Origin of the sequence: Mycobacterium sp. AZCC_0083, assembly GCF_014202335.1 — a bacterium.
Taxonomy (GTDB): Bacteria; Actinomycetota; Actinomycetes; order Mycobacteriales; family Mycobacteriaceae; genus Mycobacterium.
The window spans coordinates 1-9792 of sequence record NZ_JACHGP010000037.1 but is presented as its reverse complement, the minus strand read 5'-3'; the positions used below and the strand labels follow the sequence as shown (position 1 = coordinate 9792).

At 64.3% G+C, this 9792-nt stretch carries 10 protein-coding genes; 7 read left to right on the top strand and 3 right to left on the bottom strand.

What is annotated here, in order from left to right; translation table 11 throughout:
* Window positions 1-408 precede the first annotated feature (408 nt).
* On the bottom strand, window positions 409-831 hold the full coding sequence (locus tag HNP02_RS42170; protein ID WP_184446765.1) for a hypothetical protein: 423 nt from the start codon (window positions 829-831) through the stop codon (window positions 409-411).
* Window positions 832-1028: 197 nt separating this feature from the next.
* On the opposite strand from HNP02_RS42170, the gene HNP02_RS42165 reads away from it, so the two are divergent.
* Together HNP02_RS42165 and HNP02_RS42160 are read left to right on the top strand one after the other, a co-directional pair.
* Window positions 1029-1823 (top strand): hypothetical protein, encoded by a 795-nt coding sequence (locus HNP02_RS42165; RefSeq protein ID WP_184446764.1) that lies wholly within the window; start codon window positions 1029-1031, stop codon window positions 1821-1823.
* Window positions 1824-2396: 573 nt separating this feature from the next.
* Entirely contained in the window at window positions 2397-2618 is a 222-nt protein-coding gene (locus tag HNP02_RS42160; protein ID WP_184446763.1) for a hypothetical protein, read from the top strand.
* A 304-nt stretch (window positions 2619-2922) separates the two neighbouring features.
* Here HNP02_RS42160 and HNP02_RS42155 read toward each other — a convergent pair whose 3' ends face one another.
* Entirely contained in the window at window positions 2923-3714 is a 792-nt protein-coding gene (locus tag HNP02_RS42155) for a hypothetical protein (protein WP_184446762.1), read from the bottom strand.
* Window positions 3715-4187: 473 nt separating this feature from the next.
* Here HNP02_RS42155 and HNP02_RS42150 point away from each other — a divergent pair, with 473 nt between their 5' ends.
* Window positions 4188-4997, top strand: a complete 810-nt coding sequence (locus tag HNP02_RS42150) for a YoaK family protein (protein WP_184446761.1) — start codon at window positions 4188-4190, stop codon at window positions 4995-4997.
* A 414-nt stretch (window positions 4998-5411) separates the two neighbouring features.
* Window positions 5412-5645 carry a hypothetical protein gene (locus tag HNP02_RS42145; protein WP_184446760.1) on the top strand — a complete coding sequence of 78 codons (234 nt, stop codon included), beginning with the start codon at window positions 5412-5414 and terminating at the stop codon, window positions 5643-5645.
* Window positions 5646-6023: 378 nt separating this feature from the next.
* Here HNP02_RS42145 and HNP02_RS42140 read toward each other — a convergent pair whose 3' ends face one another.
* Window positions 6024-6836, bottom strand: a complete 813-nt coding sequence (locus HNP02_RS42140) for a hypothetical protein (RefSeq protein ID WP_184446759.1) — start codon at window positions 6834-6836, stop codon at window positions 6024-6026.
* Window positions 6837-7357: 521 nt separating this feature from the next.
* Between HNP02_RS42140 and HNP02_RS42135 the strand changes: the two genes are divergently transcribed.
* From HNP02_RS42135 to HNP02_RS42125, 3 genes are all read left to right on the top strand, one after another.
* Window positions 7358-7612 (top strand): hypothetical protein, encoded by a 255-nt coding sequence (locus HNP02_RS42135; protein WP_184446758.1) that lies wholly within the window; start codon window positions 7358-7360, stop codon window positions 7610-7612.
* 164 nt (window positions 7613-7776) lie between these two features.
* Window positions 7777-9066 (top strand): sensor histidine kinase, encoded by a 1290-nt coding sequence (locus HNP02_RS42130; RefSeq protein WP_221318649.1) that lies wholly within the window; start codon window positions 7777-7779, stop codon window positions 9064-9066.
* Complete coding sequence (locus HNP02_RS42125) at window positions 9063-9707, top strand: response regulator transcription factor (RefSeq protein WP_184446766.1); 645 nt, start codon at window positions 9063-9065, stop codon at window positions 9705-9707. Before HNP02_RS42130 ends, HNP02_RS42125 begins: the two co-directional genes overlap by 4 nt.
* Window positions 9708-9792 lie beyond the last annotated feature (85 nt).

Below are 9792 nucleotides of genomic sequence, written 5' to 3'. Positions count from 1 at the left end.
GCAGCATCGAGGGAGGCCCGCCCTTCTCGGCGGAGCCACACGGGTGGGGAATTTCGATGAGCGGCAGTGGGGAATTTCAGCGAGCGCGGTCACGGCCAGCACGCGGGGGAGCGACGAACCCAGCACATGGACATTGCGGATCCAACACATGGACATTGTTGTCAACGGCAACTGAAGTCTGACCCCTTGCGGCAAGGTGAGTTCTAATCAACGTCGCAACACTGAAGGACCATTCGAGGCTAACAGCGCAGCGAATAGGTCAGCGGGGCAACGGTCTTGAAGGACCATGCGGGGTCGGTGGTTGAGTTCGTTTTCAACGGCCAACAAGTGCTCCGGCGGTGGCAGTCGCGAGACACCATCGCCCCAATCAGATTCAGTATCGATCGAAGGCTCGTTGATCAGTCCCGATCAGCTACAGGTGAGCGGGTCGACGGAGTCCCATGGGCCCTCGTTCAGGTTGATGGGAGTCGTTGTTCCAGTAGACGTGCCATGCACGATGCCGTCGGCGCCAACCGTTCCCGTGAAGTGAACGTAAGACAAGGTGCCGGACCAGCCGATCGTGAAATCGACGGTGCGGCCGGTGATACCGCCGCTGGTGATGTTCCCATCCGAAGTGAGTTCCGGGGTGCGGATGACTGCCCGCGGCCCGAGCGACGAACGGTTGGCATCGATGGCCACGTCGTAGCCGCTGGAGTGGTGGAGATTCAGCAGTGCGCCCAGCACTGTGCAACTCGCCGTGGCGTGTGCGGATGGCAACGCGAGTAATCCCGCTGCAGCGATCGCGGTCACGGCGGCCAGTACTACGCGTGTCTTCGCGATCTTGGTGTTCACGGTGGCGTCCCCTGTCGCGAATCGGGTATCGATGGCAGCTTATCGGCGCGCACCTACACCGCCGCTACTAGGGAAACACCTAGTTACTCGTTGACTCCGCAACCATTAACGTCACGCGCGGGAGCTCAGGAGCTCATCAGCGGGGCGATCTGAGTCCGGGAGGAATCATCAAGAGCTGCGGGCTGGGAAACGTCGCGATGACTACACGAACATCTGTGTCACTCGCCTTCGCGAGCGCCTTCGTTGGCGCGTCGCTGCTGTCCGGGACGTTGGCGATGCCGATCGCACACGCCGACGATCCGCTCGGCCCGATCATCGCCTCCATAACCCTGTACCGCTCCGACACCCCGTGCCCGCGATTGACCTACAACCCCGTCCTTGAAGACGCCGCGCAGAAATACGCCAGATCCGAGAATCGGGCAGATGGCATACCCCGCAACTACAACGGCCAGACGTCGGCCTACCTCGGCTCCGGTGATCCCCAAGCCTCTGCGATCCTCAGCGCCTATAGCAGGGGGGCACGAGCCGCCATCGGCAATTGCGGTGACGCCGAGTTCGGCGTTGGCTTCATCCGGCACGACGACCGGTCAGTCGACGTCGTGACCATCGTGTTCGGTATACCAGCCAAACCCGTCGAAGCCCCGAAGGTTCCCGATCCCGTCGCAGTCCCCGCTCCCGTCGTAACTCCAGTCCCAGAACCGGCCAAGGTGGCGCCGACCGACGCCATCCGGGTGTCCTTCGACAGGGGGTTCCAATGGACCGTAAATGTCACCAGTACCGCGGACATCCCTGGTAAGTGCACCTACGCCGCGACGAATCCGGTGCTGCCGGGCTCCAACAAGAACTTCGACATCGGCCCGAAGGGAAGTGCGAGTTTCACCGTGCTGGCTCCGCCGCCCTTCTCCACCTATCACGTGGTGGTGTCGTGCAGCGGCACCTTCGAGGGCAAGGACGTCGAGTTCGGTCACGCCGAGCAGGATGTGTCGGCCTAGTGCCCACCAACCGCATCAGTGCCATGGTGGCAACGTCGACGCTCGTGTTCGCGGCGTAATCCCTCGGCATGCGCTTACTTGCACGAAGTGGTCGTCCCGGCGACCGCTTGAGTCAGCTGGGCAATAGCCGCCCTAATGGGAACCGGACTTGACCGCAGCGTGGCCATCGCACAAGGCAATCCGCTACCAGGGTCGCCGACAATTCCAGTGTTTATGGCGGATCCGCCATCCATCCGCCAGGAAGAGTGGAACTCCGCCACGCAAAAGTGGAACCTACAACGGCGCTGTAGTGTCAAAACCCTTGTCATGGAGTTTTGCAACTAGAGAAATCTGTCTATTGCTGAAAGTCCGCCACTGAAGATAAGTGTCACGGCGGTATATCCCTTACCGCGCCATACCAGTTACCAGGCAGCGCTTCTGGATGCTGGCAGGTAAGGACGATTCCAGTTCACGGGGGTATTGGTGGATATTGAGCCAGCTTTCAGCGGTCCTCAGTGAATTTACAGCGGTAGCGGACGACGCTAATTCTGTACGGCGACACACAAACAATTTAGCGCTTTAAGGAGTGCCATCATGGGAATGAAACTGAAGTACATCACACCACTGCTGGCGGCGTGTGCTGCCGCCGTGGCGATCGCCGCCGCACCGACGGCTTTCGCCGCGAATCAGCAGTCCTGCTCGGGAACCGTCTGCCAGTCGCCCGGCAACATTCAGATCAACACTCCCCCGCCCCACATTCAATACCACCCCTACGGGCCCCATATGTCGTCTTCGATTTTGACCGGGCAAGGGTGAAATCTGGGTTGCTGCCCGCTGTTTGACGAGGCAGTTGTAGCCCTCGGTGCGGCGTTGGTGATGCCGGCAGCCGACGCCGGCACGAGGTCGGGCAACATGCTCTCCCGGTGGGCAGGCGCGTTCACAGCGAGGGGCCACGCCGCTTCACGGCGTGCCGTCGTAAGCCCCGGGCTCTTGGCGGTGGTCACCAAGATGCTTCACCTTCCACCATCCGGTCGTGCCGACGCCGGCCGGCCTCAGGACGGCTGCAGCGCGGCATTACCCATCGGCGTGCACACCACTGATGCGTTGTCGTACAACGGCATCAGTCGGTGACCATCGCCGGAGCACGGCTCGTCCTGCTGGCGCGTCTGACCGCTACAACTGCGACCAGGATCAGGGCAATCACCAATAGACCCGCGGCGACGGGGCCGTCGCCGTAGTCAAGGCCGCCGACCTTGGTGGGCTTACTCACCCAGTCCGCGACGGATGCACCGAGCGGTCGGGTCACGATGTACGCCCACCAGAAGGCGACGACGCTGTTCAGGCGAAAACGCCAGCAGCCCAAGGCGGGTACGGCCATGATGATTGCGAAAAGTAGGATCGATCCGGCGAGCCCGAAGTGCAGCTGGCTGGCCGTCAGGTCGCCGGCGGAGGTACCGAGGGCGAAGGTGAACGACACTGTTAGCCAATAGAACACTTCGCGGCGTCGGGTGGTGATGCTGTGTATCGACAGTGTTTTTTCACTGCGATGCCAAGCCCAGAAGGTCGCTGCGACCGCAAGGGCGCAGAACAGGGTCGACATCCCAAAGGAGACACCAAGATGGTGGTGCACTACGTCTGCGGCCATGGTGCCGAACACCGCGACCATCATCACCGCCGCCCAGTAGGCAAAGACGTTGTAGCGCCGTGTCCGAAACTGAACGAGCAGCGTGACTGCGAAGCCTGCTAGGCCGATGCCAAAGCCCACGAAGCCCATGGTGTTGAGCAGGTAATCCGATGCCGCCTCGCCCATTGCGGTCGTGGTCAGCTTCAAAACCCAGAACGATGCGGTTATGTCGGGCACTTTCGCGGCGCTCTGGTCGCGTCGTGTGAGCACTTGGCTGTCGGCGCTCACGATCGCCTACCAACTGTCTCAGTCATATCAGGTGTGCTCGTCGCAGACATTGGTTGTCGGTTCCTCTCGCTTGCCGATCTGGTCAACGCACACGACGTCGAAAGTGTCGGCGCCACATGGCCTGCCGTGATGGTGGGTCACTTTCAACATTCCAGTGCAACAAGCCGCCGCCATCACCGCTGACACGACTTTGCGTCCCCCCGCCAGCCGGTACGCCAATCGGGTACTCGCACCGGTGCTGGCAGGTACGGACGTATTCCAGCCAGCCTGGGACCCAAACTGGCGTCAGCGGTGATGACTCGGCGCCGCCCAATGGGCACTCTGCTGTCATGGACTAACAACCGATAGCGAGTGCGTCGCACTAGAAGCCTTCGGAATGTCGGCACAGCCTCTGGGAGATGACCACCTGAGCCAGAACGCTTATGACGTTGAACGTACGAGGAACTTGAGCAGAATGACGAGAAAGGCAGCGCGTGAGCGAGCAGTTCGCGACGAACACCGAGACCGAAACATTCGTAGATGGTCAAGTACTGCGCGACGTGTTGCTCGTGGCATTGACAGTCGCCTCGGGAGCAGTCGACGCCATCAGCTACTTCGGCCTGGGAAAGATCTTCTCGGCGTTCATGACCGGCAACATCGTCTTCTTGGGATTCGGAATCGCCGAGATTGAGGGGCCCGACGTCGTACCGGTGCTCTTCGCGATCTCCATGTTCGCCGCGGGGTCCTATCTCGGTCTACGGATCGCGACGCAACACTCGCATAGATCTGGTCCGTGGCCCCCGGCAATGACGGTATTGCTCGTCCTCGTCGCGACCGCCGAGGGTGCTTTCCTAGTCGTGTGGTTGGCAGCCAACGGACATCCCCCGACGAGAGTTGGCGACGTGCTCATCATCTTGTTCTCGCTGGCCATGGGAATCCAGACGGCGGCCGTTCGATCACTCGGTGTGCAAGGCGTGTTCACCACAGCTGGGACGTTCACTCTGGTCGCATTCGCCGGTACGTTCGCCGGATCTCGGTCGAGGGCCGAGATGCCGCGCCTCGCCGGCGTACTGGCCGGGTTGATCGCGGGCGCCGTAGGCGGCGGACTGCTCTTCCTGCACGCACGCAGCTACGCCCCGGTACTGCCGCTCGCGATCACGGTCCTGGTGATCGTGGCGGGACGGGGCCTGGCGCGTCGGACGTCGGCGGAGATCGATAGCCACCGCCTATCGACGGTCGGCAACAGGTCTTGGGCGCGACGGTACACGCAGCGGAGTGTCAAAAGTGAAGGCGGACAGCCATGAATCGCATAGTGACGACCTCCGACTAAGTCAGGACGTTGGCGCGGACGGCTTAGGGGCGGGCGAGCCACGCGCATACCGTCAGTTTGCATCTGGTGGAAGAGCCTCAACGGCACCAAGCAAGGCGACTTCAAAGGAACTCGACTAGCTCGCAGCGGCGTCGAACCGTTCGCGGCGGACCAGTCGACAAGCGGTGCCCGTCAACCTCCGCCGACGCGCGACGCGCCATGAGCCGTCCGCCACGATCACCGTGACAGTGATCACGAGCGGCAGTTCGGGAGGCATTGGTGCTGGCAGGTAGGCGCTGATTCCCGTTGGGGGGAAACGGAGTTGGCTGTCAGCCGGGACGACACAGAATCGACGGAGGGCAATTCTGGAGTGAGCCTTACTAGGACCAACCATCGAAGGAATTGCGCCATGCGAATCAAACTGACCCACATCGCACCGCTGTTGGCGGCGGGAGCTGCCGCGGTAGCGATCACCGCCGCACCAATTGCTGCGGCTGCTACCCCTCAGCAGTCCTGCGCCGGAAACGTCTGCCAGTCGCCGGGCAATGTCCAGATCAACAACTCTCCTCCCCCCGTCAGCTTCTATCCCTACGGAGGCGAGGCGTTTCTGCTCGGTGGCGGCGGCGGTGGCGGGCACCGGTAGCGGTCAACCACCATCCGCTGCGCCTGTACAACCGGACACCATCGGCCAGGACATGATCCCGAAACATGTACGGATACGGCCAAATATCGAAGGAGCACCACCATGCGATTCAGACTGAATCACATTATGGCGCTGTTAGGGGCGGCAGCTGTCGCGACTGCGATCGCCGCTGCGCCGACCGCCGCGGCCGCTCCGGCTGCGCCGTCAACGGTTGCCACTGCACCGACTGCACCGAGTGATCCGAGTGATCCCGCCCAGGCTCAGTCCTGCACCAATATGGGCGGCACCCAAACCGAATGCCAGTCGCCGGGCAACGTCCAGCTCAATGACTCACCTCCCCAAGTTGACTATTTCCCCTACGGAGGGGGCGCGAGCTAACTAACTGGGTTGGGTGATGAGTTCGCCGTTGGGGTGTTGCGGTTCTCCGGTGCGCCGGTGCACCGGGGCCGGCAGCGGGCTCAGGGGGCGACGACGGACGTGGACGGCCTGATAGGTGATCAGCATGACGAGCACCGTGAGCAGGGTCGCCGAGGTCCAGATGGTGCCCCAGGCCAGGCCACCGTGATCGCGGGGCTTGCTCAGGAAGTCGCCGACGGTCGCGCCCAACGGTCGGGTGAGCACGAACGCGATCCAGAACAGCACCATGTCGTTGATGCGGGTGACGTAGTGCCCCGCGAGAAGGAGCAGCATGATCACCGACAGGATCAGTGCGCTGTCGCGGAATCCGAGTCCGAGGCTGTCGGCGAGGAAGTCACCGCTGGAGGTGCCCAAGCTGTTGGAGAACAAGATCGCCAGCCAGAACAGCAGCTCCCCGCGGAAGGATGCGAGGTTTTCGACGTCGAGGGTTTGTCCGCTGCGCCACCAGATGAGGAACACGATCGCCAGGCCAGTGGACAGGATGATCGCTCCGCCGGTATAGCCGATCCCACCGGTGCGATTCATCAAATCGGACAGGGTGGTGCCCGCGGTGCTGGTCAGCGCGATGACCGTCCAGAACAGCGCCGGGTGGAAGCGTCGCGCTTTCAGCTGGAACACCGCCGCGACCAGGAACATCGCCATGAAGACGACCGTGGCGACCAGATAGCCGACGTGCAGGGTCTGGGCCAGCAGGTCGCCCCCGGTTTCTCCCAGGGTGGTGGCCACGATCTTCAGTACCCAGAACAGCAATGTGACATGCGGAAGTTTGCGCATCACGAAACGGGCAGATTCCGCAGGCGCGCACCCGGCTGGACGGTCATGGTTTGACGACATCGTGTCTCCCTCAGGTTGTATGCGTTGCTGCCCGCTGGCCGGACGCGGCGCCCCCCGAAAGGGCGACTTTGCCGCGCTGCGATTCCCCCGTCACCAACTCCTGCTGAACGACGGCGGCACGATCTGACCGCTGCCACGTTGGGGCGGTCTCATCACGCTCGCCAGGGTCACCAACCGCTGCTATGAACGCGCTGAGGTCTGCTGAAAACTCCCTCAGGAATCCGCTATCCGTGTATCCAAACGCCGCGTGGACTATCTGCCGCGGTGGGGCCTCATGATGGTGCACGGGCCGACGAAGTGCCCGATACGCCGTTCAATCACAACGCAACTCAGATCCGAGTCGCCGTTCTCGCGGCGGTACCTGTGCGCGTCCTCAGCCGGGCTCAGCGTCGGCACACCATTGGGTGGGCACGGTGAGGGCACACCAGATTGGTGGAGATTCGAAGAAGGGAAACGAACAGATGGACCTCACGGACAAGATCGTGGCCGCGTTGAGCGCAGCACTGGCCGCAGGCGCGATCGGCGGCGGAGTCGCCAACGCCACCCCGACCTCGGCCCCGCCGCCACCGCCGGCGACTTCGGTGGTGGACACTCCAGAACCCGGCGACACCCCCGATGTTGCGGGAGCACCGGACACCGACAACGTTCAGGAGGGCGACCAGAACGGTCCGGAGGTGCCCGACACCACGGTCGCGCCGGCGCCGCCGAGGCGATAGCGACAACGCTGCCACGACACTCTCACCCGCAGGGGCGGGCCTTGCGAAAGCGGGTCCGCCGCCGCCGCGTCATGCGGCGAATGTCAGCGGTATGGACAGCCCTACCCTGAAGACGCTGGCACACCGGATGGGGGTGAGACCGAATGATGCCTAGCGTCGAGAACATGACGACTGCCGCCACGACCCAACCCGAGCGGGTCGGCTTCGTACGCCAGCTCGCCATCGACACCGGCTACACCCTGGTGGGATTCCCACTGGCCACCGCGAGCTTCGTCGTCGCCGTGACCGGACTGTCGGCAGGGCTCGGCACGCTGGTCGTCATCGTCGGCCTGCCCGTCCTCGCCGGCACGCTGCTTCTCGCCCGTCTCTTCGCCGACATCGAGCGGCTGCGCATCCCCGCCGTGCTGCGCATGCCGCGGACCCGGCCGATCTACCGGACGTCTCAACGGGGCGACGGCATCTGGAAGCGAATGTTCACGCCGCTCAGCCAAACTCAGTCCTGGCTCGACCTGGTGCACGCCGTCGTGCACTTCCCGATCGCAGTCGCTGCGTTCTCCGTCGTCGTCAGCTGGTGGGCGTCGGCGATCGGGGGCACGCTGAGCTTCGCCTGGGACTGGAGCATCCCGCGCGGCCCGGACAACCACTCGCTGGCCGAGCTGATCGGGCTCGGCGACAGCACCTTCGCCAGGATCGGTCTGCAGACCGCCGTCGGTCTGGTCTGCCTGATCACCCTTCCCGCCGTGGTCCGCGGCTGCGCGCTGGTCTCGGCAGGCTTCAGCCGCTTGCTGCTCACCGGCATCGCCGAGATGCGTCAGAAGATCGTCGTTCTCACCGAGCAGAAGGCGGCCGCCGTCTCCGCCGAGACGACAGCGCTGCGCCGGCTGGAGCGCGACATCCACGACGGTCCCCAGCAGCGGCTGGTCCGCCTCGCGATGGACCTGGGCCGCGCGCGGCAGCAACTGGATGGTGACCCGGATGCGTTGCGGCACACGCTGGACGAGGCCATCGGCCAGACCAGGGAGACCCTCGACGAGTTGCGGGCCCTCGCCCGCGGCATCGCTCCGCCGGTGCTCACCGACCGCGGCCTGCCCAGCGCGCTGGCCGCGGTGGCCGCCCGCTGCACCGTCCCGGTCGAGCTCGCCGTCGACGCCGAGCTCGGCATGTCGGGGGGCCGCCTCAACCCGGTGGTGGAGAACACCGCGTACTTCACCGTCGCCGAGGCATTGACCAACGTGGCGAAGCACAGCGGCGCGGCGAACTGCTGGGTCACCGTGGCGAACCAGCCCGGCAGCCTGGGCATCAAGATCGTCGACGACGGGGTCGGCGGCGCGCACGTGGCGAAGGGCCACGGGCTATCCGGACTGACCGACCGCGTCAGGGCGACGGGTGGCACGCTGATCGTGGTCAGCCCGGCAGGCGGGCCGACCGAGATCAGGGCGGAGGTGCCGTGCTGAGGGTTGTCGTCGCCGACGACTCGGTCCTGCTGCGGGAGGGACTGATCCGGCTCCTCACCGAGAACGGCCACGACGTGGTCGCCGCGGTGGGTGACGGCCCGTCGCTGGTGACCGCGATCGAGACGCACCGGCCGGACGTCTCGGTGGTGGACGTCCGGATGCCGCCGTCGAACACCGACGAGGGGCTCCGGGCCGCGGTCGAGGCGCGCAGGCGCGTGCCCCGTTCACCGGTGCTCGTGCTCTCCCAGTACGTCGAGGTCTCCTATGCCGACGACCTTCTCGCCGACGGCGCCGGTGCGGTCGGCTACCTGCTCAAGGACCGGGTCGCGGCGATCACCGACTTCCTCGACGCGCTGGACCGGGTGGCATCCGGCGGCATGGTGCTCGACCCTGAAGTGGTCAGCCAATTACTGGTGCGCCGCCGCCGCGACGACCCGCTGCGGGAGCTGACCCCGCGCGAGCAGGACGTGCTCGCGCTAATGGCCGAGGGCCGGTCCAACACGAACATCGCCCGCACCATGGTGGTGAGCGACGGTGCGGTGGAGAAGCACGTCCGCAACATCTTCACCAAGCTCGTGCTGCCACCCGACGACGAACAGAACCGCCGGGTACTCGCCGTGCTGGCCTATTTGCGCGGTTAGACATCCCAGGTTCGTAAGGTGTCAAGCGGCTTTGGCGGGTTGGCGGTGTGCCCAGGCGGTGTGTTCGTCGTAGGTGCTGTGGTGG